The sequence below is a fragment of the Sphingomonas aerolata genome (assembly GCF_023935825.1).
Taxonomy (GTDB): domain Bacteria; phylum Pseudomonadota; class Alphaproteobacteria; order Sphingomonadales; family Sphingomonadaceae; genus Sphingomonas; species Sphingomonas aerolata.
On sequence record NZ_CP098762.1, the window covers coordinates 3,098,797 to 3,123,240 of the forward strand.

At 62.2% G+C, this 24,444-nt stretch carries 36 protein-coding genes; 4 read left to right on the forward strand and 32 right to left on the reverse strand.

Annotated features, from left to right (window positions below; genetic code table 11):
• Positions 1-3 precede the first annotated feature (3 nt).
• From NEF64_RS14050 to NEF64_RS14085, 8 genes are all read right to left on the reverse strand, one after another.
• Positions 4-999, reverse strand: a complete 996-nt coding sequence (locus tag NEF64_RS14050) for a hypothetical protein (RefSeq protein WP_252573934.1) — start codon at positions 997-999, stop codon at positions 4-6.
• A gap of 8 nt (positions 1,000-1,007) precedes the next feature.
• Positions 1,008-1,325 carry a hypothetical protein gene (locus tag NEF64_RS14055; protein WP_252573937.1) on the reverse strand — a complete coding sequence of 106 codons (318 nt, stop codon included), beginning with the start codon at positions 1,323-1,325 and terminating at the stop codon, positions 1,008-1,010.
• Positions 1,326-1,353: 28 nt separating this feature from the next.
• A complete protein-coding gene (locus tag NEF64_RS19275; RefSeq protein ID WP_261362607.1) occupies positions 1,354-2,028 on the reverse strand; it encodes a hypothetical protein in 675 nt (224 codons plus the stop codon).
• Between the two features lie 478 nt (positions 2,029-2,506).
• Complete coding sequence (locus NEF64_RS14065) at positions 2,507-4,084, reverse strand: hypothetical protein (RefSeq protein WP_252573940.1); 1,578 nt, start codon at positions 4,082-4,084, stop codon at positions 2,507-2,509.
• Between the two features lie 44 nt (positions 4,085-4,128).
• Positions 4,129-4,923: a phage tail protein gene (locus NEF64_RS14070; protein ID WP_252573943.1), complete on the reverse strand. Its 795-nt coding sequence runs from the start codon at positions 4,921-4,923 to the stop codon at positions 4,129-4,131.
• Between the two features lie 1,273 nt (positions 4,924-6,196).
• Positions 6,197-6,514 carry a hypothetical protein gene (locus NEF64_RS14075; protein ID WP_252573946.1) on the reverse strand — a complete coding sequence of 106 codons (318 nt, stop codon included), beginning with the start codon at positions 6,512-6,514 and terminating at the stop codon, positions 6,197-6,199.
• A gap of 51 nt (positions 6,515-6,565) precedes the next feature.
• Positions 6,566-6,751 carry a hypothetical protein gene (locus tag NEF64_RS14080; protein ID WP_252573949.1) on the reverse strand — a complete coding sequence of 62 codons (186 nt, stop codon included), beginning with the start codon at positions 6,749-6,751 and terminating at the stop codon, positions 6,566-6,568.
• Positions 6,752-7,103: 352 nt separating this feature from the next.
• Positions 7,104-7,433 carry a hypothetical protein gene (locus NEF64_RS14085; protein ID WP_252573952.1) on the reverse strand — a complete coding sequence of 110 codons (330 nt, stop codon included), beginning with the start codon at positions 7,431-7,433 and terminating at the stop codon, positions 7,104-7,106.
• 1,848 nt (positions 7,434-9,281) lie between these two features.
• On the opposite strand from NEF64_RS14085, the gene NEF64_RS14090 reads away from it, so the two are divergent.
• Both NEF64_RS14090 and NEF64_RS14095 read left to right on the forward strand, forming a co-directional pair.
• On the forward strand, positions 9,282-9,464 hold the full coding sequence (locus NEF64_RS14090; RefSeq protein ID WP_252573955.1) for a hypothetical protein: 183 nt from the start codon (positions 9,282-9,284) through the stop codon (positions 9,462-9,464).
• Positions 9,465-9,555: 91 nt separating this feature from the next.
• Positions 9,556-10,377, forward strand: coding sequence for a hypothetical protein (locus NEF64_RS14095; RefSeq protein ID WP_252573957.1), 822 nt, complete (start codon positions 9,556-9,558; stop codon positions 10,375-10,377).
• 9 nt (positions 10,378-10,386) lie between these two features.
• Here NEF64_RS14095 and NEF64_RS14100 read toward each other — a convergent pair whose 3' ends face one another.
• From NEF64_RS14100 to NEF64_RS14150, 11 genes are all read right to left on the reverse strand, one after another.
• Complete coding sequence (locus NEF64_RS14100) at positions 10,387-10,842, reverse strand: hypothetical protein (RefSeq protein ID WP_252573959.1); 456 nt, start codon at positions 10,840-10,842, stop codon at positions 10,387-10,389.
• The gene (locus tag NEF64_RS14105) at positions 10,839-11,114 is read right to left on the reverse strand and encodes a DNA ligase LigA-related protein (protein WP_252573962.1); all 276 of its coding nucleotides are present in this window, start codon (positions 11,112-11,114) and stop codon (positions 10,839-10,841) included. Before NEF64_RS14105 ends, NEF64_RS14100 begins: the two co-directional genes overlap by 4 nt.
• Before the next feature lie 14 nt (positions 11,115-11,128).
• Positions 11,129-11,701 (reverse strand): dATP/dGTP diphosphohydrolase domain-containing protein, encoded by a 573-nt coding sequence (locus tag NEF64_RS14110; RefSeq protein ID WP_252573964.1) that lies wholly within the window; start codon positions 11,699-11,701, stop codon positions 11,129-11,131.
• A 33-nt stretch (positions 11,702-11,734) separates the two neighbouring features.
• Positions 11,735-11,929 (reverse strand): hypothetical protein, encoded by a 195-nt coding sequence (locus tag NEF64_RS14115; protein ID WP_252573965.1) that lies wholly within the window; start codon positions 11,927-11,929, stop codon positions 11,735-11,737.
• Positions 11,930-11,943: 14 nt separating this feature from the next.
• On the reverse strand, positions 11,944-12,231 hold the full coding sequence (locus tag NEF64_RS14120) for a hypothetical protein (protein WP_252573967.1): 288 nt from the start codon (positions 12,229-12,231) through the stop codon (positions 11,944-11,946).
• A gap of 192 nt (positions 12,232-12,423) precedes the next feature.
• A complete protein-coding gene (locus tag NEF64_RS14125; RefSeq protein WP_252573969.1) occupies positions 12,424-13,218 on the reverse strand; it encodes a hypothetical protein in 795 nt (264 codons plus the stop codon).
• A gap of 141 nt (positions 13,219-13,359) precedes the next feature.
• Entirely contained in the window at positions 13,360-13,596 is a 237-nt protein-coding gene (locus NEF64_RS14130) for a hypothetical protein (RefSeq protein ID WP_252573971.1), read from the reverse strand.
• A complete protein-coding gene (locus NEF64_RS14135; RefSeq protein ID WP_252573973.1) occupies positions 13,593-13,856 on the reverse strand; it encodes a hypothetical protein in 264 nt (87 codons plus the stop codon). The genes NEF64_RS14130 and NEF64_RS14135 overlap by 4 nt, the downstream gene beginning before the upstream one ends.
• Complete coding sequence (locus NEF64_RS14140; protein ID WP_252573975.1) at positions 13,853-14,050, reverse strand: hypothetical protein; 198 nt, start codon at positions 14,048-14,050, stop codon at positions 13,853-13,855. Before NEF64_RS14140 ends, NEF64_RS14135 begins: the two co-directional genes overlap by 4 nt.
• Positions 14,037-14,195 carry a hypothetical protein gene (locus NEF64_RS14145; RefSeq protein ID WP_252573977.1) on the reverse strand — a complete coding sequence of 53 codons (159 nt, stop codon included), beginning with the start codon at positions 14,193-14,195 and terminating at the stop codon, positions 14,037-14,039. Before NEF64_RS14145 ends, NEF64_RS14140 begins: the two co-directional genes overlap by 14 nt.
• 160 nt (positions 14,196-14,355) lie before the next feature.
• Positions 14,356-14,790, reverse strand: a complete 435-nt coding sequence (locus NEF64_RS14150; RefSeq protein ID WP_252573980.1) for a hypothetical protein — start codon at positions 14,788-14,790, stop codon at positions 14,356-14,358.
• Between the two features lie 165 nt (positions 14,791-14,955).
• Between NEF64_RS14150 and NEF64_RS14155 the strand changes: the two genes are divergently transcribed.
• The gene (locus NEF64_RS14155) at positions 14,956-16,215 is read left to right on the forward strand and encodes a HEPN domain-containing protein (RefSeq protein WP_252573984.1); all 1,260 of its coding nucleotides are present in this window, start codon (positions 14,956-14,958) and stop codon (positions 16,213-16,215) included.
• Between the two features lie 5 nt (positions 16,216-16,220).
• Here the strand turns inward: NEF64_RS14155 and NEF64_RS14160 are convergent, their stop codons facing one another.
• Genes NEF64_RS14160 through NEF64_RS14180 form a run of 5 tightly spaced genes read right to left on the reverse strand, consistent with a single transcriptional unit; the run spans position 16,221 to position 21,041 of the window.
• Positions 16,221-16,493, reverse strand: a complete 273-nt coding sequence (locus NEF64_RS14160; RefSeq protein ID WP_252573986.1) for a hypothetical protein — start codon at positions 16,491-16,493, stop codon at positions 16,221-16,223.
• Complete coding sequence (locus tag NEF64_RS14165) at positions 16,493-17,053, reverse strand: hypothetical protein (protein ID WP_252573987.1); 561 nt, start codon at positions 17,051-17,053, stop codon at positions 16,493-16,495. The genes NEF64_RS14160 and NEF64_RS14165 overlap by 1 nt, the downstream gene beginning before the upstream one ends.
• A complete protein-coding gene (locus tag NEF64_RS14170; RefSeq protein ID WP_252573989.1) occupies positions 17,050-17,292 on the reverse strand; it encodes a hypothetical protein in 243 nt (80 codons plus the stop codon). The genes NEF64_RS14165 and NEF64_RS14170 overlap by 4 nt, the downstream gene beginning before the upstream one ends.
• A gap of 15 nt (positions 17,293-17,307) precedes the next feature.
• The gene (locus NEF64_RS14175; protein ID WP_252573991.1) at positions 17,308-19,413 is read right to left on the reverse strand and encodes a DNA polymerase; all 2,106 of its coding nucleotides are present in this window, start codon (positions 19,411-19,413) and stop codon (positions 17,308-17,310) included.
• A 50-nt stretch (positions 19,414-19,463) separates the two neighbouring features.
• On the reverse strand, positions 19,464-21,041 hold the full coding sequence (locus NEF64_RS14180; protein ID WP_252573993.1) for a DnaB-like helicase C-terminal domain-containing protein: 1,578 nt from the start codon (positions 21,039-21,041) through the stop codon (positions 19,464-19,466).
• A 284-nt stretch (positions 21,042-21,325) separates the two neighbouring features.
• On the opposite strand from NEF64_RS14180, the gene NEF64_RS14185 reads away from it, so the two are divergent.
• A complete protein-coding gene (locus NEF64_RS14185; protein ID WP_252573995.1) occupies positions 21,326-21,649 on the forward strand; it encodes a hypothetical protein in 324 nt (107 codons plus the stop codon).
• A gap of 50 nt (positions 21,650-21,699) precedes the next feature.
• On the opposite strand, the gene NEF64_RS14190 is transcribed toward NEF64_RS14185, so the two are convergent.
• Genes NEF64_RS14190 through NEF64_RS14225 form a run of 8 tightly spaced genes read right to left on the reverse strand, consistent with a single transcriptional unit; the run spans position 21,700 to position 24,394 of the window.
• Positions 21,700-21,897, reverse strand: coding sequence for a hypothetical protein (locus NEF64_RS14190; protein WP_252573996.1), 198 nt, complete (start codon positions 21,895-21,897; stop codon positions 21,700-21,702).
• Between the two features lie 16 nt (positions 21,898-21,913).
• Complete coding sequence (locus tag NEF64_RS14195) at positions 21,914-22,153, reverse strand: hypothetical protein (RefSeq protein ID WP_252573999.1); 240 nt, start codon at positions 22,151-22,153, stop codon at positions 21,914-21,916.
• On the reverse strand, positions 22,146-22,418 hold the full coding sequence (locus NEF64_RS14200) for a hypothetical protein (protein WP_252574002.1): 273 nt from the start codon (positions 22,416-22,418) through the stop codon (positions 22,146-22,148). The genes NEF64_RS14195 and NEF64_RS14200 overlap by 8 nt, the downstream gene beginning before the upstream one ends.
• Positions 22,415-22,564, reverse strand: a complete 150-nt coding sequence (locus tag NEF64_RS14205) for a hypothetical protein (RefSeq protein ID WP_252574014.1) — start codon at positions 22,562-22,564, stop codon at positions 22,415-22,417. Before NEF64_RS14205 ends, NEF64_RS14200 begins: the two co-directional genes overlap by 4 nt.
• 13 nt (positions 22,565-22,577) lie before the next feature.
• Entirely contained in the window at positions 22,578-22,799 is a 222-nt protein-coding gene (locus NEF64_RS14210) for a helix-turn-helix domain-containing protein (protein ID WP_252574016.1), read from the reverse strand.
• 11 nt (positions 22,800-22,810) lie between these two features.
• Positions 22,811-23,314, reverse strand: a complete 504-nt coding sequence (locus NEF64_RS14215; RefSeq protein WP_252574018.1) for a glycoside hydrolase family protein — start codon at positions 23,312-23,314, stop codon at positions 22,811-22,813.
• Between the two features lie 17 nt (positions 23,315-23,331).
• Complete coding sequence (locus tag NEF64_RS14220) at positions 23,332-23,805, reverse strand: hypothetical protein (RefSeq protein ID WP_252574021.1); 474 nt, start codon at positions 23,803-23,805, stop codon at positions 23,332-23,334.
• Complete coding sequence (locus NEF64_RS14225; protein ID WP_252574024.1) at positions 23,756-24,394, reverse strand: ssDNA-binding protein; 639 nt, start codon at positions 24,392-24,394, stop codon at positions 23,756-23,758. Before NEF64_RS14225 ends, NEF64_RS14220 begins: the two co-directional genes overlap by 50 nt.
• Positions 24,395-24,444: the final 50 nt, after the last annotated feature.

The following is a 24,444-nucleotide window of genomic DNA, read 5'->3' on the forward strand; positions in this document are numbered from 1 at the left end:
GTGTTATTTGAAGGGTTTCCAGCCGAGACCCCCGGCGATGCCGAGGCCGGTGGACGCGATGCCGGCGAGCCCCGTGAGGAGGCCTTGGCTCTGCTGCTGGGTCTGGGTGCCCGTCGAGGTGCCCGAGGACCCCCAGGAGTTGTTCCCGATGATGCCGTAGTATTTGGACAGGAGGTCGGTGCCCCGATTGTCCTCGCCCTGCCACTTGGCATAGTCGGCATCGAGCTGGCCTTGCCGGTCGCCCTGCATGGACTGGTCGGCGCCGGCCATCGCCCCGAAAGCGCCATAGGCGGCCTGGGTGCCCGCGCCGAGGGCGGAGATGCCCTGCCCGGCGAGACTGCCGTAGCCGTTCGCCGCGGTGCTGAGGGCCCCGAGGGTCTGGGCGCGGTCGCCCTGGGCGAGGTTGAGCCCTTGGCTGTAGGCTTGGCCGCGCATGGTCGCCGATATGTCGGCCACACGATCCTGAGCGCCGCGGGTGGCGATGCCTGCGGCCACGCCGGCCCGGCTGGAGTTGATCCCGCCGCCTGCGGAGGCCTGCCGGTCAATGCCAGGAAGCGTCTGCTCGTTGAGGTTGCGGACCACGTCGCGGCTGTTCGCGTCGATCTGGGCGTCGAGATGCGGGTTGTTCGCATAGGCCGTCGCGGCGCTGATGTTCGCCGCGGTCGCGTCGGTCCCGGCGAGTGCCGAGAACTGGTCGAGGGCCGCGGTGGCCTTCCCGGCGTTGCCGGCGAGACTGGACCCGAGCGAGGAAAGCTGGCCGGCGGACTGGAGCCCGGTCGACCCGGCGTAGCCCTTGAGGCCTTCCAGGGTCGCCTTCGCGTCGTCGTTCATGCCAGCGTACGTGTTCCCCTGGTAAAACGGGGTGCCGGCCTTGTTGTTGTAGATGCCCTGAGCGGCGTTGAAGGCCGTGTCGAGGTAGGGTTGCTGAAACTTGGAGGGGCCAGAGTCCGTCGTCTGCGTAGACGTGCTGGTGGTCTTGCCGCCGAAGAGGTCGCCCATGATGTCCTTTAGGTGTGGTGGATTTCCATGAGCTTGCCGGCGTGGTCGATGAAGGACCCGGCGCGGCGGAAGCCGAACATGGAGAGAAACTTGGAGTGTTTGCGGTCGCCCGGCTGATGCAGGGCGTGAATGGGTCCGCCGTGGAGCGCTTTGAGCGTCGTCCAGTCGGCTAGAAGGTCGCGCTTGGTGCGCGGGGTCCAGCGACCGTGAATGTCGCAATGGATGAAGGTGTGGTGCGGGGTCGCCTGCTCCAGGTACAGCGTGTACACGGGGCGGCGCACTACCGGCACCTTGAGCTGGTGATCGGCATGATCCGGGACGATCATCGGTGTCTCCCGGAGTTGATCTTGAGGTTTAGCCGAAGGCCGCGATGGTAGCGAAACTGCCTTCTTTCCAGGCGGAGGTGTTCCCCATGAAGATCATGGGCATAACCCAGTCGCCCGCGGAGACCTTGAGGAGCCCGGTCGAGTGCTGGAGGTAATCCTTCGTACTCATAAAGCCGCGGATGTCCGAGACGACTCCGCCAATGCTTACGCGGAAGAAACCGGCCATGTTGTTCGTCCAAACTTGGCCGATATGTTCGAAGCCCTCGACGTACGTGACGCCCTCCGGGATGTCGAAACGCTGCGCTGCCGCGTTCCAGAAGCCCGAGGTGTCGAATACGACGATCCCGTCCGTGGCGGTCATTAAGGGGAACGCCGTATCGGGGCTGAGGATGGACGAATTGGCGTTCTTGACGACCTTGGCGCCGCGGAAAGCTCCGCCGCCACCGCCGCCCGTACCGGGCTCGCCCTGGGGGCCTGCGGGGCCGGGTTCCCCCTGGTCGCCCTTGTCGCCCTTTTCGCCCGGAGGTCCGGGCTCGGGCGCCGCGGCCATCTCGGCCCATGCGGACGCTGCGTGGTTCCACCGGAAGACTTGGCCGGTGTCGTCGGCGGAGTAGAAGGCCAGGCACCCCGGAGCGACGCCGGGGTTCGCAGGGCGGGAGTCGATCGGGCCGGCGCCGAGATAGTCTGAGATTAGGCCGGTCACGGCGATACCTTGTCGAAAATTAGACGGCCATCTGCCGTGTGGAGGAGGATAGGAGGCGACTGGCCGTTCGCGATCGGGACGAGATAGTCGGAGCTGCCCCCGTCGCCGGGGTCGCCTTTGGGGCCGGTTGCCCCTGGGGCCCCGTCGATCCCGTCGCGACCCGGAGGTCCTGGGGGTCCAGCGGGGCCTGGAACGGTACTCGCCGCGCCGGGCGCCCCGTTCTCGCCGTCACGTCCGGCTTCGCCGTCCGTTCCGTCTCGACCGGGAGGGCCTGGGGGTCCTGGGGGTCCGTCCCCGCCGGGGCCGGCTGCGGCGATAGCCGTTGCAGCGACCTTCAGGGCCTCGACGATGCCGGTTGTGGCTTGGTCGATCCGCTGAAGCTCGCCGTCCATGAAGGCCGGGAAGCTCGTCGCCGACGCGGGCCGGACCCGCCTCTTGTAGGGGGCCAGTCGGGCCAGCCGGGCCAGAAGGTCGGACATTAGCGCCTCCCTCGGATCACAAGCTGGACATCGAAGCCGGACAGGCGGAAGTCGCCGGTCCCGCGGAGGCCGAAGCGATACGCGAGGTATTTCCCGGACTCGTTGATGTCGATTTTGGACTCAGTCCGTGGGTCGAAGCTCGTCTCGTCGGACCACACGGGCTCCTGGTTCACGAGGTCGTTGGCCCCGAATTGCCAGTAGGAGTCCTCAGGGCGCTCGACGCTGATTTGCGGCCAGATGGCTTGCAGATGCGTGTATTGCGTCAGGTTCTTCCCGATGATGTCGAGGTCGAGGCCCGTCCGTTCCACGAAGGCCGGCTTGATGGCCTCGGGCTCGATCGGGTACGGCAAGGTGCCGTCCAGAAGGTCGAGGCCGTAGAGCCTGGAGGCCGTCAAACCCTGCCCAGGAGCCTCACGAGACACGAAGAGCGCGTGCTGCGACTCGTCGCCCTCGGAGGTCAGGAAAAGGCCCTCAGCGGCGTCCCAGGAAACCTCCTGGTCGCTCTCCCAGGACTTGCCGGAGATGAGCGCGGACCGACATGCGCCGGTCACGTTGGGGAGGTCGTAGAACGTCCAAGTCGAGTTGCCGTAATTGTAGACGGCGGCCCGGTTGCACCCGGTCTGGGGGTTCACGAAGCCGACCAGTCGATCGGCGGACGGATAGCAGAAGCGGACCTCGCCCATGCGGGCGTCGTGGGTGACGAAGCATAGGTGCGCCTTGGCCGTGTCGAGCGCGTCGAAGACGAACTCCTTGACCTGGGAGCTGGCGATGGACCGCGGGGCGATCCCGTCGTGGACGTAAATGTCGGCCTTATCGAAGACGAAGTGCTGGCCGGCGACCTGGACCACGCAATTCGGGGCGATCACGCCGCTCTCGTCGAACAGCTTGGTCCACTGGTAGATTTGGTCCGTGCCGGTGTAGTCCATCGACCACACGCTGTTGGTGCAGTAGATGATGAAGCTGTTCCGAAGGGCCAGCCCGTCGATGATTGAGTGCTGCATCTCGTTGACGATGTTCTCGCCTGCCGAGTTTGTGGTGCTATCGGTTTCCCAGGACGGCGGCGGCGCCCCGAACCCCGTGAGGTCGGACCATTTCACCATTGTCGGGAAGTAGCGCCCGCCCTTGGTCACGCCCAGGCCGATGAGCTGGTCCTTGTAGGCGCGAAGCACGCGGAACCGAACGTCATCCGGGAACGCCGGGATCGTCAGGTACGTGCTGTCCCCTGGGGACTTGTAGAGCGGAGCGTGGCTCTCGCGGTTGATGTAGGAGACGCCGCCCAGGAAGGACGACGTGATCGAGGTGATGTCTGCGGAGCCGGTGTGCCCCTCGGGCGTCACGTCCTCAAACGAGGTGCCGTTGAGCCGGAGGAGCTTGCCGTAATCCGCCGAGACGATCACGACCTCGTCGTAACCGCCCGAGGACGGCGGGATCGCAATCGCGTGGCCGGGCTCGATGTCGAGGGTCGCGATGGTGCGAAAGACTGGGCCGCGGGAGACGCGACCGTTGCGGAACCGGACGTTGACGCCCGCCGTGAAGACCGCGGGGTCCTCAATGTCAGCGGGGTGCGTGTCGGTCACAATCCCGGCTGCGCCGAGACGCCGCACTGGGAGAGTGGACATGCTTAAATCTTGATGATGAAGTGAAGAGCCACGGAGGCTTGGCGGGTGTCGATCGTGACCTTGTGAGCGTGAGCCCCATTGGTCGCGATGGTCCCGGTGTGGGTGTGAGCGCCGCCCTCGGTCGTGGTGACGTTGTGGCTATGCGCTAGGCCGCCGCCGATCTTTTCGGTGACGCCCTGGAGGGTGACGGTGCCGTGGCTGGACGACGACGGGTCCTCATTGGTCCCCGGCGCCTGCTTCGTCCCGTAGGAGAAGAAGTTGCCGTTGTCGTTGTTGATGCCGTTGCCGTGGTCGTGGCTGGGCATCTCCGCGATCGTCAGGGCGTGCCCTTCGGCGGACCCGGTGTGCGTGTGGGCCCCGCCGGTCGCGATCGTAGCGGTATGGGTGTGGTCGCCCGCGGACTCGGTCGTCACGGTGACGCTATCGGCCCCGAAGGTTGACAGGAGGTCAACGCTATCGGCCTTGCCGACTGGCACGCGGCCCCGAAGGTCCGGCGTAGTCAGGTTGCCCGAGCCGTCCGACTTGGGGACGATCTGTCCGTTACAGATGGCCCAGCCTGCGGGTGCGGCGGCGCCACTGAAGAGCGTGATGGTTCCGACCGGGACCAGAGAGGCCGCGATCGAATTGATGAATGTGTGCGTGACGGTGGACGCCAGCGGACCCGCGATGCCTGGGAACGTCGCCTTGAGGGCTGCCTTGAGCATACGGATATGGTCGTCACCTTCCTTCAGGCGATCGGCGCCGGACGGATTGCTCGGGTTGAGCTGGTGGATGAACTGAGCGGACTCAAGTGACATGGGGAAACCTTCGGCTGGACCGAAAGACCGGACGCCAATTCAATGATGGATAAATGGAAGGCCCTCATCGAACGGAGGGCACCTAAAGAAACTGAAGACCTAAAAGCACCTAAGGTGTCTTATAGGAGCATAACACTTATTCTAACACTTAGGGACCTATAGGACCCTAAGGGACCTCAAGCCCCTAAATCCCCATGCTGGATGTTCTGGGATTGCAGACGGTTGTACACATGGTCGCACTAATACAGGAATGGCCGAAAACCGTGGGTTTCAGGGGTGCCCATCCGCCTCCCGAGGGACCCTAGGAACCCCATTGCAGAATAATGTATCGGCAATCAGAAAGGGTCCGTTCTGTCACCTAAAGGGGACCCGAAGTGACCGCATGGGACCCAATGGGACCCAAGAAATAATCGGGTGACTGGGGGTTCGACCGGATCGGTCTGAGCCTGGGAGCGGGACCCGAATAAACGGCATGGGACCCGCGGAAAACCTGGGGAAACGGCGGGTGTACACAGGGTCGGACTGGCCGTGTGGCCGCGCGAGCGAAGCCGTCGATTTCGAACCCGATTGACCAGCGATCGAGCGGGCTCCCGCCCCCGCCCCCCAGGGGACCCGTAATCGAAATCCCCACCACTCCGTCCCCCACCCCCCAAGAAACGGCGGAGTTCTGCGGGTTTCAGGTAGGTGCTCAAGCCGATGCGTCCCCCACCGCTACCCTTGGACCTGGGTGACATTGCGCCTTGATCGGTCGACCCGTGCCCCTGCCGCCGCCAGACATTAGGCCGAGTGTGTTGCCCCCATGGCACACCCCGGACATTCGCGAGACGGCGTGGGACCGACGACCCTGCCGTACCCTGCCGCGCTGCCCGACCGTCCGATTGTGGTGGGTAGCGGACGCTCTTCCGACATGCGCCTCGAACGGATCAATGCACCACGGGCCTACCGACCGAGCCTCGCTCGGACCATGTGAAAGCCTAGCAGTCCTACTGAAACTAGGACACCGACGATAATCGAATATACAAGCGGCGCAGTGGCTTGGCGAAAGTTCGAGGCGAACATCCAGCCCCAGAAAGCCAGCCCGGCGATAAGCCATAAAAGAGCGCTTCGCTTCATCGTTCGCCCAACTTAGCCACCTACAGTGCTCCTGCCAATCGCCGGGATCATGTCAGCTATTGGGCGACAGCGGAAAGGCGGCTTATAGGGTCCGCTTTGCCGATCGCGAACGTCGCTACGTGGTGGTGAACGGACAGACTGCTTTTGGCCGTGAAGGCTACTAAGCGGACGGTCGCCTGTTAGTGCGACCAACCAAGATCAACCCGACCGGCGTAACATAGAACCACGCGGTGACGACCGCCCAGACGGCAAAGCCTTCGGACGTGCTCTCGGAGCTAAACGACGGCCAGAGGGGGATTTCCCACATGAAGAGACTTAGGGTCGCGATCGGGAGAGCTGTCGCAAGCCAGAACGCAAAGACCAGCCAGAACAGAAGTCTTTTGGCGGTGCAATGCTTGCCGATCATGCGCGAAGGATGTCGGCTTTTGTGTCGGCTGTCCAGATCGCGGAACGCCCGATTTTGGGCGCTTTCGGTCATTCGGCGCGATCGGCGTCGGAATGGCTGAATGTGGTGGGGAGCGAACGTTCGTTAGAACAGGCCTGACTGTCCGGTCGCAAGCTTCTCCACGGCGTTTCCGACCACGATGAACACACCGATCCCGGCTCCGCACCACGCCGCCAACCGCTTGTTTCGCCTGTAAACCAGCACCAGCAGCAGCGGCACACCGAACAGGACAACGATGGCCACGGCCATGTCAGCCAGCGAAGTTGGCATCCATTTTCCCTTCGTAGCTAACCCTGCCAACTCGAGCGAATGTCTGCAATTGGGCGAAAGCGGTCATTCGGTCTCCCACAGCCTCTCTTGGTGTACTACTTGACCAATACGGCCCTGGTGACGTTCGGCCCCCTGCGGTTACTGGTCGTCGGCCTCATCGGGCGGACCGTCTTCAGCGTGCCTAGCCGTCACCTCTAGGTCCTTGGCGAGCTGGTCGAGGGCACGATAGGCACCCAGCCGCTCCATGCCGTCTCTCTCGTCCCCCGTGACCCTGGGGTGACGTTGGGCGCTCTCAGCTCGCAGACGGGCCAGCTTTGCGGCGGCTCGCAAGGTCTCGGGGTCGAGCATGGGCTCAGTCGTCGACCGACATCTCAGGCGGGACAGACTGCGGCGACCATAGGCCCGTGCCGCGCCCCTCAGGCGGCGCTGCGGTCACGACCACGCCATCCATCGACCCGACGTAGACCCGCACGCCCTGTTGGTCGGCGAGGACGACCATAGACGCCGACGTGCCTGCATCCTCGACCGTCACGGCCTGGACCAGGCCAGGGAGGCGGACCTGGACGATCATACCTCGATCTATCTCCATGCGGATGATGGAGACCAGCGTGTCCTGCCAGCCGCCCCAGGGGGCCTCTGGGTGCCGATAACCGCGGTCGTCTTCGTCGTCTAACGTAGCCATGCCGTCACCTTAGGCCCTGCCGGCGACCTGGGCCAGCCTGCGGACAACGCCCGATCTTAAGACCGGACGGCGGCGTCACTGCCAAGCATCTCGACCACGGGACGAGGGGCGGAATGTCTGGACCGGGAAAGTTAGCGGCCTGTCCACTTTTGGCCAATCCATGCACATTGCAGAAGTGCGCAATGGCGCTAAGTTCAACTAGTGCACAAGCGAGACTTCGACATCGACGGGTGGCGCCTTGACGACGGAGAGGCGCCACACCAAAGTACACGACACCAGAGTAAAGTTTGGTTACCAGGCTTTATCGCGGATCATAGTTCGGCAATTAAGTGAGGTGCTAAGTATGGATCTTATGATAAACGGCCAAGACGCAGTAGTTAGTGGTTCAGTTTTGATACCCTCTGGGGTAAATGGCGCTATTAAACTTCCTGGTGGAATACTTGAATTAAAGTTTCTAACCGTTGGCGATCCTGGATATAAGTGGGACCACTGGACCCTGACGATTACTTCACCAGAAAACCCGCTTGGGATCGGAATCGAAGTACCGTTATCAACGGGTTTGGTGCAACGCCCAATGGCCTTATCGATGACCATACACACTATTGGCCAAGGATCAAAGGTCCAGCGAATAGTGCACTACACAGGTTATCTTCAAAATAAAGCTTAACTGCTGGGATTAGCTAATGCCGGAAATCATATCAACTGGCCCTATACAAGCTTCTACTCAGGGAATTGTGGTTTTACCAGATACACTTCGGGCTGTTTTGCACGAACGGCGCGGCAATAACGATGGATCAGTAGCCCTCGCATCGGTTGGTATTGCTATAACTATCTGGATCACGTTTGCCACCGCTAGATTTAGCAATCCTACTGTGAGCGGGGCTTTTCTATTCGGAGGAATTGCATTTTCGGTCGCTACAATAGCCTTCTTCATTAGGTTCGTAGCCGGTCGAAGCTATAGTTCGGTCGATAATATTGTTAAAGAGGTAGAAAGTCGATCAGCAATTAGAAGTACTACAATTTCTCAAAAGTAGTGGTTATTTCAAATAAATAATACGCTTGCGCCTTCTGGACATTTAGTGAAAAGCAGATTGACCCACCTCTGCCATTATGCAAGCCGTCGTCTGCCACTTCAATTAACTCATTCGCATCGTTCCTATCCCACACGTTTGTCTAGCGCTTGAGAACAGGTGGCGGAACGCACCTTGCCCGCTCGGCAAACTCGCGCCCCTGGCGCTCCCATCGTCAACATGGCGGCCTTAATTGGGCGCCGACTGTTAAAACAGCGCCATTCTAACATGCGAATAACCAATCTCGGATCGCACGCTCTATTATCTCGCAACCCTCGAACGCCACGGCACGCCACGCGCGGTATTACGCTAGTTATAGCCGGCCGCCCGATGCGACGAAACGAATATAGGGTGCTTTTTTCTCATTTCGCTTTGCGTTTCTTAGTGAGAAAATAGTCATTAGCCCAAGAAAAGCGTTGATTTAGTGATATCGAAGACGATCCCACCGAGGTCATGCGAACGCGTAAAAGCGATCCACGAAGCCCTCGGCCTCACCCAGGTCGCGGTGGGTGAATGGCTCCGTCTTAGCTCCAACGGCAAATACGCCGTTTCGCGTTGGGATCTAGGCCGAACCGATTGCCCTGGGCCCGTCTCGGTAGCGCTTGAAGCGTTCGAAGCGGGATGGCGTCCGGGTCAGTTATCGTGGCCCCTGCCCGGTGACCCCGATGCGATCCGCGTGATGGAGGAGCTAGAAAAAGCTGTCCTACAGGCACAGGAACATGTCAGGAACATCCGGCGCACTCAAGGGGTTTGAGTAAGCGTTAAGGAGCCGGAGATAATGCAGGACGACAAAGGGGCGGGGAACATCGCCCAGGTACAACACCAACTCCGGGTCGAACTGTCAGAGGGGTATGCCGAGTGCATGGGAGATGGCCTGTTCATCGTCTTCCACACCCAGGACGGCGAGACCCAGTCGGTTGTGCTGAGTCGCAACGACTTGGCGGCAATGCTGGACAGGTAAGCCGCCTAGAGCATTAAGGAGAACCTGAGGGGTCGCGCGGTACACCGCCGGCCCCTTTTTGATATCGTAGCACACCATACGAGGGATACCGATGAACACCATAGCGGCCCTTCTGCTGGCTTTCCTGGCCCTACTATCTCGCGTGCCGACTATTACCTTGGATTTAGGAAGCCTCGCGGATTGGGTGTCAGGGCTAGGATCGCTTGCGGCTGTCGCGGTCGCTCTAAATGGCTTCAGAATTGTCGAAGGCCACCGGGCATCTGACCGGGCTAATTTGGAGGCCGCTCGCGCAGAGGCCGCAACTGCCGCTGACAAAGCGGTAGCTTACGAACTAGCCGCCGCCATAGGTAACATGTCAAATAATCTGATCGTGCTCCGCAATCATGTTCGTAACGAAAGCCGAACCGTAGAGGTAGCATTAGGTGGAGTGGTTCGGGCGAGATACCAAACACTGACTCCACTGGTAGGCTTGAGCGAAGAGGGCAACATTTCGTTGCCAACCGGAACCACGGAACTACTGATAAAAGCCGATGCAGCACCATTTTGGAATGATGTAATGCTTCTTTCAAACTCTAACCGGGCAATAACTTCAATAATGAAGCAGTATAATATGCTTCATGAGGCATACATCCTTACTCTGCCGCCCCCAACAAGTTTTGTCGGTGCCATGGGCCACATCACTGGCGAACCGGATGAGCTTCGTAAGGTTGAGGCGCACATGGTTCGTCTGCACTCTGTAGTAATTTCGCTAGCGGACCAGATTGTAAGAACCGACGAGCTACAAAGAAGCGTTGCGGAGCAAATGGGTCCGATAATGACACGCTACTTCAAGGGCCGTTTCTTACACTTCCGCGAGGAAGAACCCAACACCCCCCCACGAAAAGAAAACCCCCAGCCTCCCGAAGGAGACTGAGGGTGTCTGTTAGGCGACTGGGGCCCAGTAGCGGCGGATCGAGGCGACCGTGCCACGCGACTCGCGACGGACGGCGTCGAAGCCCTCGACCACGAACATGACAGCCGTGAGGAACGGCAGAGCGGCGACAGCGAGGACCACTTGGGCACGGCGGCCCAGGGTCCGGCGCGACGGCAGGACCGAGCGGATGCGGCCCGGCAGATGCTTGGCGCGGTAGATCGTGCGGAGGATGCCCTTCACGACCTCCTGGAAGGCGTCGTCGAGCGCGTCGAGGAACGAATAGTCCTTCAGGCCCTCGTCGACCCAGCGCTCGGCCAGGAGAACGACAGCGGCGACCGTCACGGTCAGGGCGAACAGGCCGACCAGCGTTGCCGCGGATGCGACGACGAACAGCACGGGGCCCAGGGCGATCAGGCAGGCAGCAGCGGCCAGGGCGACGAGGCCCGTGCGATAGAGAAACTTCACGTTATGACTTCTTTTGAAATTGAATTGATGAGGCGGCGGGTCAAATATTCGAGCCGGCCCACCTCGGGGTGTTTGTGAACCCACTGGCCCGTGTGGGCCGCGAAGGTCTTGCGGAAAAAGGAGTCTAGCCGGCGGTTCTCCGTCGAGACCTTCGGGTCGATGAGCTTGCACTCTTCGTCAAACCGATGGTCACTGACGAGGGACACGTCGAGGACTTCGTAGGCGTAGGCCCAGACGGCGACCCGGATGCGGCGGCGCCTCTCGACTTCCACCGGGGTCCCCCAGGTCACGCGAGCTTGGGGGCCGGCAGCGGCAGGGAGACCAGAAGGCCCTCCAGGGCGTCGAGGGTCCGGCGGACGATCCCCGTCTTCTGGCGGTCGTCGACCAGTTGCCCGGTGGCCTGGGCGTCCAGGAGGAGCGTGCAGGACGCGATAGCGCTGGCGAGGTGCGACACGCCCGTCTCGGCGTCATTGTCCTCCCCGTCGAACCAGAGGGCCAGGTGTCGCTCCAGGGCATCCTGATAGGTCGACGCGGCGATCGGGGTCTCGCGGTAGTTGAACGCGCCGTATTTGGCAGCGCCGACCGACATGACCCGACCGACCTGGAGGGCGACCCAGCGCGGCATGACGGACCACGACGCGGGCTTCTTGGCGCCGGCCAGCTCCTTCGGGTTGACGGCCTGGGCCGGTAGCAAGGCCGGGGGCGTCAGGGGCGAACCGCTAAGGGCCTGGACGGGGGCCTGGATGCGACGCTGCGTCACCGCAAAGCGGCCCAGAGCGTCGGAACGGACCTGAGGGTCCCAGAGGGCCACGTCGGGGCCGTTATGCGCCCCAGGAAGCTCCAGGGACGCGCGGTTCATTTCAGATGGGGAAGGCATTGGGGGGCTTTCGGATTATCCCAGGTAGCGGGCTAGGATCGGCATGAGGGAGGCGGCCATGTCCTCGTTGATGATGACGTGATGGAGGTTCCCCTCCTCGTCGGCCTGGGCGAGGCTCAAGACCCCGTCGCCCATGTTCGTGACCGTCAGCGGGTCGAACATCGGGACCGAGATGAGGTCGACGCCGTTGCACTTGTTCAATTCGGGCATGGTGATCCTTCGGATTAGGCGCGGAGGGCGGTGGTGTTTTCCAGCTCGATGTCGAACTGGGATAAGAAGGACTCGTGACGCTCGACGAGGAAAGCCAAGCAAGCGACGACTTCTTCAGAGGGGATCGACAGACTAACCGGCCCGTCCTTGGTGCCGACCGTAATGGTTCCGGCTCCAGCTTGCGCCGCCACAAGGCCCCGCAAGTTGACGATACGATTTGCCACAGTGCCAATGGCACGGGCTTCCTGTTCGGTGAGGCGCGCTTTTTGCGCCGCCACCGTTGGCGAGAGGTGCATGTCCATGAGGTCTCGTGTTCTTCCTGTTCAATTAAAATAGCGGAACTGGAGTGCCGCGCCATGCACTTATTTCGATCACGGCTCGGGACAGATCGAAATAAGTGCATATGTGGTGTTTTAAGCGGCCTTTTGGCACCAGATAGGGGATGGCGCCTTTGGCGTAGCTGGAACCCGCTTGAGGAAGATCCCGATCGTGTCCTATCCGAACTCGGGGGTCCAAAGGATCGGAGCGCGGGCCTTGCTGTCCCAGTCACCGAAACGAAGGATGCGGGCGAGCTGGGCGTTGAGGAGCGCGAGGTCTTCGGGGGTGTCGACCTGGGCGTCCGTGAGGGCCTGGGGCTTTTTCGCGCATCCCTTTCGGTAGGCGTCGAGGATGTTCTCCCAGGGATCGCCGGGGCGGTCGAGGATGGCGTCCGCGGACTTCGGACCGACGCCGGGACAACCCTTATAGCCGTCCGTCGAGTCACCCATGAGGGTCTGGTAGCGCCAGAAGCGATCCGCGCTTTCCTCGGTCGTCTCGACGAGGCCCCCTTGCCGCCAGATTTCGACGTTCGGGAGGGTCTGCATGTCCTTGTCCTCGGACACGATGATCCGGCGGGTCGGGCTCGGGCGGGTCGCCAGGATGCCGATATAATCGTCGCCCTCCAGGCAGTCTTCGGAGACGACGCGGAACGTGCCCTCCTCGCGCAGCTCGCGGACGATCTCCCAGTAGGAGATGGGCTTGCGGCTGGAAGCGCGATTGGCCTTGTAGAGCGGCCAGACATCGTAGCGGAAGTTTTTGGACCCCGAGAACACGAGGACAGCCTCGGTCGCGAAGAGTTTCGTCATGTAGCCCTCGACGGACTTCAGGAACGTCTCCTTGGCCGACCGGCGGCAACAGTGCAGAATGTCGACGACATCGCCGGCTTCATTCTCGAAACTCGAAACGTGTTCATGCGTGGACGTATCGCGGAACAGGACATAGTCCGCGTCAATTAGGAGCTGGGTGGTCATGCGGGTCCTATCGGCGCCCGCGAACCCCTTGGGTCGGCGGAGCGGGCTGGATGAATGGCTGGGGATGTTCGGGGTGATCGAACGGGATCAGGAGGAGGCCCAGGGCAACGCGGGCCAGGACGTAGAGGCGGAGGCCGGCGGTCATGCGTATTCGACCTCGACCCGGCCCGTGAGCTGGGCCAGCGGGTAGACGAAGCGCTTGAACGTCCCGTCCTCGTGGACCTGGAGAACCCAGGCGCAGGCGTCGTCGATCGTGAAGTCCAGGCGGGTGACGGTCTTGCCACACGGGCCGGGCCCGAGGGTGAACTCGGCGCGATCCCGGCGGAGATGGCCCTCGTGGACCCAGTCAGCGGGCACGAGGATGCGGGTGATGTTCATGGGCGCCCGTCCGGGAACTCCCAGCGGTCGCACTCGACGCCCTCGGGTACGAAGACGGGCGTGTAGATCGTCTTGGTCGTTCCGTTGGGGCCCGGCACGAAGGTCGGCTGGACGTAGGAGTAGGCCGGGGTGACGTGGGAGGCGAGGCAAGCCCCGCGGTCCTTGAAGAGGTCGCAAGCCAGGGCGATGAGGCCCGCGATGAACCCGAGGGCCAGCAGGCCGCACGCGGCGGCGATGAGGGGTTCGCGAAGAGTCCTCAACGCTTGCGCTCCACTACCTCGGTCGTGATCCGGGCGATCTCGGCCCAGCCCTTCCCGTCTTCACGCTGGGCAGCGGCGAAGGCACGGGCGGACACGGTGGGGTCTTCCCCCTCCAGGCGGTCGAATTGCTTGCGTCCGCCTTGGTAGCGGACCTGGAACTGGACGGTCGGGCCGCCCCGTTTATTCAGGATCAATGGTGCCTCCGGGGCATGGGGTTTCGTTGGCGGCGCGGAGTCGGTCGCGCTCGGCGATGCGGACACGACGGTCGGCCATCGAAAGGCGGGCGAGCGTGTAAACGTCGTCCTCGTCCTCGATCAGGTCGCCGGGATAGGCAGGCATTGGGACCCGCTCGATCACACAGGCGACCGGGATGGCGACCTTGGCGACCACGGGGGGCGGCGGGGCCGGGAGGACCCTGGGGGCTTCAGCCCGTGAGCCACAGGCCGCGAGGGCCAGCGCCGGGGTCCACAAGATGAACCCGCGGAGCCGACAGAGCATGTCAGCGAACATTACGCATCTCCTGGAGGATGAGGGCCCGTGCGGCCTCGCAGCGATCGGCGGGCGCCGGGGTGGGCATTTGGATCAGCTCGTCGGCGCGGGCTTCATGGGCCTTGGCGCCTGCGTCGGCCTTTCGGATGCCGGCGAGGTAGCTGGAGCGATCGGCCTGGGCGGCGCGGTCGAGGGCGTCGATGGAGTCCGACTGAGAGCGGATGATCCCGTCGCGACGCTTCAGGGCCTCCGCACGTTCATTCGCCACGAGGACGACGGTGGCGAACGCCTTGTCCGCCCGGTCCAGGGAACCCTGGAGGGTCGTGACGGTGCCCTTCGACTCCGTGAGCCGGTGGGTCTGGAAGCTGGCGAAGGCCGACGTGGCGAGCGCAGCGGCGCCCAGCCCCCCCGACAGATAGCCGAGGAGCTTCTTGCCTAAGGGCATTTGTTGATCCTTGATTTTATGCGTGCCAAGACGTGGCTGGCGAGTGGCAAAGGCGAATTTTAAAACGCTTGGAAAACAGGTCGTAAATGATCTTACGATGACTTACCGTCGTGCGGGGATAGCAACGACGCCCGCCAATATGTCGCAAGCGAAGAGGTACCGGACGTGACGCTGAAGATTGATAATCAGGCCGCAGACTCTTTAATTTTGCGCATCGCGGATGGCATTAATAGAACTAGTTTTTTCTTTGGCCCCACGGTCAGTGACTTCACATGGGCGACAGATATAACCAAGCCGCTTCCCGGCAGCCTACACGACACTGTCGAGAGCATATGCGGAGATCGCGGCCTTGCCATATTTATGTACGGCCAAGTAATGCACAGGCTACTTCGTTCGGCAGACTATGATGAAACCGACACCGAGGATATTAGTAAGCTGGAAGCCTTCGCCGATCGCATCAAGGTTGCCAGGGATATTGTAGAAGAATTAAAAGCTCTCCCCTACAAGTATCGCCTTGCCGTTCCGCTGCCATCTTCATTTTCTGCTGACTTCCTCGATCTATGCGAAAACTATGATCTTGGCTCCGGGCTATCAATTTGCTCCGGAGCGTATCTTGAAAACCAGTTTCCTATTGAGACCGGAGTTGATTTAATCGATGCGGCAATAGCGTCTGCGGTTGGCAAGCTTGACACACTCCAACCGGACAGTGACACTTTGTATCTGGTTCAAAACAAGTCTGGCTATGTGAGCGGGCAGATGGAATCCCCCATGCTCGCCGAGTTCAAAAGTACTCATCGTCAATTTCTTGGCGCCGCCCTTGCAGTCAAGGCAGTAACCGGCAGCGGCTGGCACTTCGACAAGTCGATTGGTGGTTACGCGATCCATCATCGTAAAGAAGGGTTCGAGCTAGTATCAGCCGAGCAGATGCCGCCCCAACTAATTGAGTTCTATAGTAGGATGCATCGCCCCCGTCCTACAAAACCGGAAACCAAAAAATCGCCATCCACTCCTAGCAACCGAGAAAATAAATTAAGCGCCATAAAATCTGTTTTTTCTAATAACGAACATAGCCGAGGCCTATCAATTGCAACCATATGGTACCTTCGGTCCGTTCTTTCTCAGGATACCCTTGATGGCCTGTTAGAATCGACTATTGCGCTTGAAGCCCTTTTGGGAGGCGCAAATTCCGAGGGCACAAAATTATCAAGCTTACTTGGAAGCCGATGCGCTTACTTGATAGGCAGATCTGTTAAAGATCGTAATGACATTCTGAAGAAGTTTACCGAAATATATAAGCTGCGATCTCAAATCGTTCACGAAGGTCATCATAGTTTTACCAAAATTGAGCGATCACTATTAACGTATTCTAGAGAAATGTGTAGGCGGGCGATAGTTGCTGAGATGCGATTACCTGTTGGAGCTTGACTGGACTACTCGGGTTCAGTCTTTCGGGTGATCCAGACGCCAACGCCGCCGGAAGTGAGGATGAGCCCCATTCCAGTGCCAAAGTCTGTCGAGCTGAAGTCTTTCCCCAGGACCATGACGTGCCAGAAGGTCAGCGTAATCTGGGTGAGGGCTGCGAGGCACCAGTAGACACGAGACGGCGCATAGGTCTTGCCGTCCTTGATGGTTAGGAGATGCTTGATGACGCCGCCGAACTTCTGGGACCCCCGGATAAGGGCCCGTTGGAAGCGGTCGAGCATTAAGCCGCCTGGGCGACCGGCAGGACCAGGTCGATCAGGTCGTTCTCAGCGGCGCACCGGAAGCGCTGGCCATCGACCGTGATGGCCGGACCGCTCTCTTCGGTGTCGACGATCGTGATCCCAGCCGCCGACAGGGCGCCCTCGACCGCACGGACCCACGAGACGACCTCGGCGATCTCGCTGGCCTGCTCCAGGACCTGAGCCTCGGCAGTCACCGCACGCTCGGCGAAGTGGTCCAGGGCGTTCTTGAGGGTCACGCCGACCTGGAGGGCTTCGGTTCCGAACGACTGGGCGACCGCCAGGGCGTTCTTCAAATCCTCCCGCTCGTCCATGAAGGCGTCGATCGCCTGGGCGTGCTGGGCGAGGCGCTTGCCGCGCTTGGTGGCCTGGATGGCGCTCTTGGCGGCCATTTCGCCGTAGTTGTCGCGACCGGCCTTGAGGAAGAACGCGGTCTCCTCGGTCGACGCGAGGATGCGCTTGGTGGTCGCCAGCTCGACGCGGAGTGCCGAGACGGTTTCGAAGACGTTGAGCGAGCGGATGAACGAACGGAAACGGGTCATGTGTTAAGCTCCCAGAGGGGGTTGGTTTCCTGGATTTCCAGGATGGCGAGGCCGTTGGCGGTGATGCGCCAGACGCGGCCCCAGGTGTGTTGGTCGTGTCGTACAGTCAGGAGACCGCGACAGGAGGAGATTGCGACCTCTTCGGCGTTGCGCCGGGCGAAGTCAGAGCGTGTCAGAAAGGGGCTCTCCCAGGCCCTTTGCAGGACCGGGAGGAGCGAGGTGTTGTCGTACAGGTCCATAGGAACCGCGGGCTCCTAGTGGCACTCGGCCCAGTTAAGGCCGGTCTTCACGTCAACGTCGGTGGGGCAATTCCACGTCGGGAACGGCTCCCCGGCGATGCGTCCGGTAGAGATGAGGGTGGCGGAGATTTCGTCCTCCAGGCCTTCGCGTACGGCGACCTGAAGCTCGTCATGTATCCAGCCGAGGAACACGACATCGGCGTCCTTGTCCCAGTCGCCGTGTACACCCTCAGACAGCTTGTAGCCGGCATCGACGATGGCCTTCTCGGCCTTGACGATCCAGCTCTTGCAGATGAGGGCGCCCGCCGACTGGAGGAGCGTGTTGAGGGCTGCATGTTCCGAACGGATCGGGAGCTTTCGCCCGTCGAGTCCCTTCAGCCAGCCCTTCTTCGCGGCCTTCTTGACGAAGTCGATCAACGCTTCGAGCGCCGGGAACTTCTTGAGGAAGCGGGCCCGGAGCATAGCGCCAGCGCGGGCGCCCTTGCCGATGATCGAGCCGAGCTTGCCGTCCCCAGCGCCGTACAGGAAGGCGTAGATGAACGTCTTGGCAACGTCCCGCCACTTCTTGTGCTGGGGGTTGTTCGCCTCGTCGCGGACCAGGGTGTCGGCAAGGCCGAACAGGGCCTTAGCGTTCTCCCAGTGGATGTCCCCGTGGAGGACGATCTTGATGTAGGCGCCGCCGTCGAAGGCGGAGATGAAGGACCCGAGGCAGCGAAGCTCCAGGCCCGATTGGTCAGCGCCTAGCTGGCGCCAGCCACGCGGGACATGGAACAGCGCTCGACAGTCCCGTCCGAATGCCGCACCCACACTCGGGACCTGGGCGATGTTGGGATTTGAGTGAGTCGCGCGGCCCGTGACAGCGCCGTTAGTGTTGTAGCGTGCATGAATACGTCCCTTCTTCGTAACTTGTTTGAGCCATGCCTGAGCGCCCTCCCCGAGCTGTCCGACCCTTTTCTGGATCAGGAAGTATTCGGCGAGGAGCTTGGCTTCTGGAAACGGAAGTCGCTGGAGAACTTCGTCGTCGACCTTGGCTTGGCCGCCATCGGTGAACTCAGTGGGCTTCCAGCCGTACTTTTCGGTGAGCCGGTCGGCGATGTGTTCGCGACTCGACGGGTTGAACTCTCGGGTCTCCCAGCGTTCGATTGCGACGCCTTCGATGTAACCCTTGGTCTTGTTGTTCCGCTTGGGGACGAAGTCTTCCAGACGGACACGCCAGGGCGGGAAGGCCTCGACGAGGTCCTTCTCCAGCTCGTGCCGGCGTTGGCAAAGTCGGCTGTAGAGGTCTTGTGCGGCCCGAACGTCGAGGGGCCAGCCGTTGCGCTCCATGCGGCAGCAAAGGCGCTGCACGTCCATTTCGAGGCTAACCGACTGAGGCGTGGGGACCTCGTCGATCAGGTAATCGTAGACCCCGACCGTGACGACGGAGTCCTGGATCATGTAGGCGTACATGTCCTCGTTGAACTCAGCCCAGGGATCGAGCCCCTTGGCCTTCATGTCCTTGGAGTAGTCGCCCTTCTTCTCGGCCCCGATCCGGTAGCCCCAGGCTTCCAGGGAGTGCGAACCGCAAAACTGGCCGGGGAACTCCTGGGGCGCCTTGGCCGTGAACGGCTTGGCGACGTACGGTTCCGGGATGGTCCCGAGGCCGTCTTCCAGCGCCTCCTGGATGAACTCCAGGGAGTCGGCGACCTTCTGGGCTTCGTTGGCGTCGTGGGAGTCCCTAGCCTCGCGGTAGGCCTTCCAGACTTTCGCCCTGGGGAAGTCGAGCCCCTTGATGTCGGAGAACACGAGGCGCCCGAGGACCATTGTGTCGACGTGATCGCAGTCCGGCGGCCCGAGGGCGTACAGCTTGCGGATGACCTCAACGTCATAGCCGATCGAGTTGTGTCCGATCAGGAGCTTGGCGGCCCGGTAGTATTCGAGGAACCGCCCGATCTCGTGGGGCCGGAACCCCATGATCTCGTTGGTGTCGATGTCGTAGAGGACCGCACAGTGTACACGGGTCACATCGGCGAGGAGGTTGTTGGTCTCCAGGTCGAAGACGTAGCGGCGTTGGGTAGTGGAGGCGAAGGCATCGCAGGCGTCGAGGACGCGAGTGACGACCCGCCGGACCTTGTCGGTCAACGTGGGCATTTAATTCCTGGGGCGTCTCGCTGGACGCCATGTGTTCTAAGTCAGAGGTCGAGTTTGCTCGGGTCGACGGGGGTGAACCCGTGGGCCGGCTTGTCCCCGCCGGAGTCGTTAAGACCCTCGGGGAACTCGGTTTCGGTGAGCTGGGCGGTGTGGTGGTCGAAGTGGAGGCACATCGTATTGCCCCCTGCCCGCCCGGTGTATCGGTCCTTCACACAGCGGAAGGTGCTGTACTGGCGCATGGCCGGGTCATCGTGCTGCGTGTTGCGCTCGATGCCGAAGGCGTAGTGGGCAAAGGCGCCGATCGCTCGGGAGCCCTTGAACTGCTTCAGGGAGACGCGCCCGCCCTCCTCGTGGCTCTTCCCTTCGGGAGTAGCGAGGTGGCAGACGAGGATGATGATGATCCCCAGCTCTTGAGCCAGGAGCGCCATCTCCTTGATGATCGTCTCGACGGAGGACCGTTCGTTCGCCGGGTCGATGAGGGCCGTGAGGTTGTCCAGGTAGACAATCTTCACGTCCTTGGAGACGACGAGGTATCGGATGCGGCCCTTGATGTCGTCCCAGGCGGAGGCGGCGAAGTTGCCCCCGAACAGGAGATTTTCCTGCTCGCTGAGGCGGTCGATCGCGTCGTCCAGCTCGTCCTGGGTGTAGCCTCCCTCCTCCATCGGGATGTGGAAGGGCTTGCCGGCGATCTTGCCCGCCAGTCGCTTCAGGGTCTCAACGGGCGGCTGTTCCAGGTAGATGACCGCGGTGGTCATTCCGAGGACCAGGGCGTCGTAGGAGATTGACTGGGTACACCAGTCGGTCTTGCCCACGGCGTTGCCGGCCCCGAGGATGTACAGCTCGCCCAGGCGGCGCCCGAAGGTCCACTTGGTCAGCGTGTCGCTCCACCAGGGGATGCCCATGACGACGGGCTTCTTCGCCTCGTCGGCGAGGTCGCGTGCCGAGAATATGCCCTCGGGCCGGAACTCGGTGGCCCGCCAGAAAGCGTCCTGGATGGCCTTGGTGTCGCCGGCCAGGAGCGCGTCTCGTGCGTCCTTGTGTCCAGGGACCTCGCCGATGAAGGCCTTGCCCGGTGGGAGCATGGCGGCGACCCGCTTGGACCACTCGCGGCCCGTAGCGTCGGCGTCGAAGACCAGGACGATCTTGTCGAACCCGTCGATCCAATCGTACCAGGCCTTTACGGTCTCCTCGGCGCCCTTCGCCCCGTTGGGGAGCGAGACGCACGGGTACTTCCCGCCGGTCGTCTGATAGTAGGCGGCAGCGTCGCCCTCGCCTTCCCAGATGACCAGATTGCGCCGGTCGGTGCCTGGGCCCCACTTGTGCATGAGATACATCGGGGCCGGCTGGCCGCCCTTGGCGTGCGGGAACCGGAAGGTCTTGCCGTCCTCGGCGTCCGCCGGGAGCTTGTAGCGGACCTTCTGGCCCCACATGGTTCCATCGGGCAGGCGGTAGTCGAAGGTGACGCAAGGTTTCCGGGGATACTCAACGTCGAGGTGTGTGACGCCCATCGTCACCAGGGAGATGCCGATGTCGCGCCGTACGCTCGTCTGGATGCCGTAGGCGCGAGTGAAGGACTCGTCGCCCAGGTCGCCCGCGATCGGGCTGTAGGGTTCGCTCATTGTTTTCCTGGGTGTGGTGGACGCTCGTGGCGTGCCGTCGTCGTCGGGGAACTCGTTGTGTCCGCACCCGTGACAGTGCCCACGACCTGAGGCGTATCGAGCCAGATTGTCGCGGGAGCCGCACTTGGGGCAGGACTCATGGCCGACGAAGGAACTCTCGTCCCGTTCGCTCATGGTGTTGTCCGGTGGTGTAAAAAGGGAGGTGGTCGGGAAGCCCCCGCATGGCTATCCGGTGAACCGGGGAAGTGCGGGGGCTACCTGACGACCCCGGTTAGGGGGTTCGGATGAATATGTGGCAGCGGCTTGGGGTGGTCTTATCGGCCCTGTTTCTCGTCATCGGTGGCTTCTTATTAGAAAACGATGCCCAATCGAGGGCGCGGATGGCGGCGAGCGCGACTAAAGATGCCTGCCATCCAATTCACGGCGAAGCGCCGGAGCTTTTTGAGGGACGCTGCACACACAGCGCATACCTTGCCGCTGAACGAGAACTTTCCGAGGATCGTAAGAACTTTGTGCTTCAGATGATCGTCTGTTTAGCCGCCGTATGGGGCCTCGCGTATGCCGCAGTCTACTCGACGAGGTGGGTCCGTGCGGGGCGCAAGACCTAACTCGAAAAGAAAGCGGGGCCAATCGGTGTTAAGGATCGGCCCCGCGGGGGTCAGGTGCGGCTGAAGGACAGCAGCTCCGCGCCCGTGAAACGGATGCGGTAGTCGCCCACTAGGACGGCGTGGACGGTGGCCGGGTCGCTGGCCTGGAAGGCTTCGCAAGCGGCGATGAACGCTTCGCCCGCGGCCTGGAGGACCTGGACGGGCGTGAGGGTGACGGCTGGGGCCTTGGCGGCCTTAGGTGCGGTCATGGGATGCCTTTCGGGGCTAGGAGCCGGTCGCGCCGCTGAAGGCATCGGCGACGTATCCGAGGATGCCAGGGCGCCGACGCTTGGGGACCGGCCGGGGCTTGGGGGCCGGCGGGGTCCCGGTGGTTCCAGGGCCGGCGGTGGTGTTGGAGCCGTGCAGGCTTTCCGAGCGGTGCCGGTAGAAGGCGGCCAGCGCCTCTTCCTTCGATCGAGCGAGGTCCGCGTTGCTCAGGACGCCGCGGGGTCGCGGGTTAGGCATGGGGCGCCTTTCGGGTCAGGAAGCGACGGTGGACGTACATGGCCGACACGACCCCGACCCCGCCGCCCAGGCAATAAATCTGGGTGCTGAGGAACGAGGAGTGCGGACCGATCACGGAGGACAGGACGAGGACCTGGAGGTTCCCGATCGCCCAGGAGCCGGCAGCGGCCCAGGCGTATTGCCCGGAGTTGACGTTGCGGGACTGGAAGGCCTGGACGAAGACCCAGCCGAACGAGATGGCGAAGAGGCCCAGGAGGGCCGTCATGCTTCTTCCGCCAGCATCTCCTGAGCGAAGCTATAGCCCTCCCAGTTGTCGACCCCGGCGGCCTGGAGGCACGCTAGAAGCTGGCAATGGGCGACCATGACTTCGTAGTCGGCCTTGGGGATCGTCACCGTCGCCGGGAGAGGCAACGGTAACTGGTCGTCAGCTTGGGGCATACGTGTACACGTTGTAGCGCCGCTTCGTGACCGGGTGACGCTTGGTCTCGACGTTGATCGGGAAGCCGGCGTCCTTCAGCTCCGTAATGCGGCGCGTGAACGACCCGGAGTTGATGTCGATGTCGAGGAGCGCTTCGCGGGGCGACGTGCGGCCCTTGGTCTGGAGGTAGTCCAGGACTTCCTTGGCGCGGGGTGACAGGTTGGGCATGGTGGTCGCTTTCAGAGCTTGCGGGGGCCGAGGGCCATGAGGTCGGCCAGACGGTTCGCCCGCTTCCCGACTTGCCGGGCCCACTTGGACAGCAGCATGTTCTTGGAGGCGGCGGTGTACTGGCCGGTCTGGATGAGGCGGAGGGTGTTCTTGAAGGACAGGAGGCCCTTCTTCGCGTTCCCGATGCCCATGTTGAAACACATGTTGACCAGGACACGCTGGCGCACGTCGTCGAGCTGGCGCCACCAGGGGAGGTAGCGGTCCAGGTCGTGGATCGAGCGGTCGATGTCGTTGTCGAGGAGGTAGTCCGACTGGGCCGGCGTGAGGCCCTTGATGCGGACATCGCGGACCGTGAGGCCCAGGACGGAACACTCGGTTACGGACAGCCCTACGGTGTCCAGGTTGCGTCCGGTGCCGATGGTGTCGAAACCCTCGGTGCATTTATAGACGCGGTACTTCGTCCCCTCGTCGCGCTTCAGCTCGACGCGGAGAACGGCCCGGTTCAACGGGTCCATAGGGTGTCCTTTCGGGATCAGGCGGTCGCGGCGGTGATCGCTGCGTGACGCTCGGGGTCGGAGGGTTCGTCGATCCAGGCCTGCGGGATCGTCTTGTCGGAGAACGGGATGCCGCGCTTCTCGCACCAGACGGCGTAGGTCGTCGGCGAGCCCTTGCGGATCGGTGATTTGGAACGGGAGAACACGAAGCGGATGTCGAGGCGCGGGTGTTGCGCTCGGATCAGCTCGTGTTTCTGGCGGTCGGCAACGTCAAAGATGCCCTTCGTCTCGACTATAATGCCGTTCGGAAGGATAAAGTCGGGCGTATATTTGTGGTTCGAAGCCGGCTTTTGGTACGAGACCTTGACCTCTTCGTAACGGTACGGGACCCCACGCGTGGTGAGGTCCTGCATCGTCTTGTCTTCTAGGCCCGAGCGACCGTGCGTTACCTTCCGTCGAACATTAAATGTCGAGGAGGCCACCGTCACCCTGCGGTTCGCCGTCGTCGTCATCGCCGTCCGTGTCGGAGCCGATGTTGAGGCTATCGCCCGCGGCTCCGTCGTAGACGTAGGCGTCCTCGTCGCCCTCGTACTTCGTGAAGGAGCTGGAGCCGCCCTTCTCGACCAGCTTGATGATCTGGACGCCCGTGAGCGTGAACGAGATGCCGTCGTCGCCCTTCATGTTGTAGGGGCTCAGGAAGCCCTCCAGAATGGCCCGCGAGCCACCGCCGATCTCGACGGCCTTGGGGTTGATCGGACGCGCATTGGCGTCGACCAGGATCGGGGCCTTCTTCGTCTTGCTCTTGAGCTGGAGCTTGCCGGTCTCGACGCGCTTCGGCTTCTTGGCGCCGGCAGGAGCGTTCGGGTCCTTCATGGTCTCGCGGACCAGCGGGAGCTTGCAGTCGTCGGCGTCGAGGCCGAAGGTCTTGATGGCGTCGGCCAGGATTTTCTTGGCCTGCTTCATCGCGGCGCTATTGGGATCGTCGACCCCGTCCGCCTTGTAGTAGCTCTCGCCGAACTTGTCGTCCGGGGCGTTCAGGTGCGGATAGCTCAACGTGAGCGGGCCGAACTTAACGGAGAGGCTTGGTCGTTTGTCTGCCATGTTGGCGTAGGTATTCCGTAGGCTGCGGGGAGCGCCGGCCGCTATCAGCA

What these genes read in the sequence shown, in the direction of transcription:
- NEF64_RS14050 (WP_252573934.1), bottom strand. Translation starts at nt 999, where the DNA reads ATGGGCGACCTCTTCGGCGGCAAGACCACCAGCACGTCTACGCAGACG.
- NEF64_RS14055 (WP_252573937.1), bottom strand. Translation starts at nt 1,325, where the DNA reads ATGATCGTCCCGGATCATGCCGATCACCAGCTCAAGGTGCCGGTAGTG.
- NEF64_RS14070 (WP_252573943.1), bottom strand. Translation starts at nt 4,923, where the DNA reads ATGTCACTTGAGTCCGCTCAGTTCATCCACCAGCTCAACCCGAGCAAT.
- NEF64_RS14075 (WP_252573946.1), bottom strand. Translation starts at nt 6,514, where the DNA reads ATGACCGAAAGCGCCCAAAATCGGGCGTTCCGCGATCTGGACAGCCGA.
- NEF64_RS14080 (WP_252573949.1), bottom strand. Translation starts at nt 6,751, where the DNA reads ATGCCAACTTCGCTGGCTGACATGGCCGTGGCCATCGTTGTCCTGTTC.
- NEF64_RS14085 (WP_252573952.1), bottom strand. Translation starts at nt 7,433, where the DNA reads ATGGCTACGTTAGACGACGAAGACGACCGCGGTTATCGGCACCCAGAG.
- NEF64_RS14090 (WP_252573955.1), top strand. Translation starts at nt 9,282, where the DNA reads ATGCAGGACGACAAAGGGGCGGGGAACATCGCCCAGGTACAACACCAA.
- NEF64_RS14095 (WP_252573957.1), top strand. Translation starts at nt 9,556, where the DNA reads ATGAACACCATAGCGGCCCTTCTGCTGGCTTTCCTGGCCCTACTATCT.
- NEF64_RS14110 (WP_252573964.1), bottom strand. Translation starts at nt 11,701, where the DNA reads ATGAACCGCGCGTCCCTGGAGCTTCCTGGGGCGCATAACGGCCCCGAC.
- NEF64_RS14115 (WP_252573965.1), bottom strand. Translation starts at nt 11,929, where the DNA reads ATGCCCGAATTGAACAAGTGCAACGGCGTCGACCTCATCTCGGTCCCG.
- NEF64_RS14120 (WP_252573967.1), bottom strand. Translation starts at nt 12,231, where the DNA reads ATGGACATGCACCTCTCGCCAACGGTGGCGGCGCAAAAAGCGCGCCTC.
- NEF64_RS14125 (WP_252573969.1), bottom strand. Translation starts at nt 13,218, where the DNA reads ATGACCACCCAGCTCCTAATTGACGCGGACTATGTCCTGTTCCGCGAT.
- NEF64_RS14130 (WP_252573971.1), bottom strand. Translation starts at nt 13,596, where the DNA reads ATGAACATCACCCGCATCCTCGTGCCCGCTGACTGGGTCCACGAGGGC.
- NEF64_RS14145 (WP_252573977.1), bottom strand. Translation starts at nt 14,195, where the DNA reads ATGCCTGCCTATCCCGGCGACCTGATCGAGGACGAGGACGACGTTTAC.
- NEF64_RS14150 (WP_252573980.1), bottom strand. Translation starts at nt 14,790, where the DNA reads ATGCCCTTAGGCAAGAAGCTCCTCGGCTATCTGTCGGGGGGGCTGGGC.
- NEF64_RS14160 (WP_252573986.1), bottom strand. Translation starts at nt 16,493, where the DNA reads ATGCTCGACCGCTTCCAACGGGCCCTTATCCGGGGGTCCCAGAAGTTC.
- NEF64_RS14165 (WP_252573987.1), bottom strand. Translation starts at nt 17,053, where the DNA reads ATGACCCGTTTCCGTTCGTTCATCCGCTCGCTCAACGTCTTCGAAACC.
- NEF64_RS14170 (WP_252573989.1), bottom strand. Translation starts at nt 17,292, where the DNA reads ATGGACCTGTACGACAACACCTCGCTCCTCCCGGTCCTGCAAAGGGCC.
- NEF64_RS14180 (WP_252573993.1), bottom strand. Translation starts at nt 21,041, where the DNA reads ATGAGCGAACCCTACAGCCCGATCGCGGGCGACCTGGGCGACGAGTCC.
- NEF64_RS14185 (WP_252573995.1), top strand. Translation starts at nt 21,326, where the DNA reads ATGAATATGTGGCAGCGGCTTGGGGTGGTCTTATCGGCCCTGTTTCTC.
- NEF64_RS14190 (WP_252573996.1), bottom strand. Translation starts at nt 21,897, where the DNA reads ATGACCGCACCTAAGGCCGCCAAGGCCCCAGCCGTCACCCTCACGCCC.
- NEF64_RS14195 (WP_252573999.1), bottom strand. Translation starts at nt 22,153, where the DNA reads ATGCCTAACCCGCGACCCCGCGGCGTCCTGAGCAACGCGGACCTCGCT.
- NEF64_RS14200 (WP_252574002.1), bottom strand. Translation starts at nt 22,418, where the DNA reads ATGACGGCCCTCCTGGGCCTCTTCGCCATCTCGTTCGGCTGGGTCTTC.
- NEF64_RS14210 (WP_252574016.1), bottom strand. Translation starts at nt 22,799, where the DNA reads ATGCCCAACCTGTCACCCCGCGCCAAGGAAGTCCTGGACTACCTCCAG.
- NEF64_RS14215 (WP_252574018.1), bottom strand. Translation starts at nt 23,314, where the DNA reads ATGGACCCGTTGAACCGGGCCGTTCTCCGCGTCGAGCTGAAGCGCGAC.
- NEF64_RS14220 (WP_252574021.1), bottom strand. Translation starts at nt 23,805, where the DNA reads ATGACGACGACGGCGAACCGCAGGGTGACGGTGGCCTCCTCGACATTT.
- NEF64_RS14225 (WP_252574024.1), bottom strand. Translation starts at nt 24,394, where the DNA reads ATGGCAGACAAACGACCAAGCCTCTCCGTTAAGTTCGGCCCGCTCACG.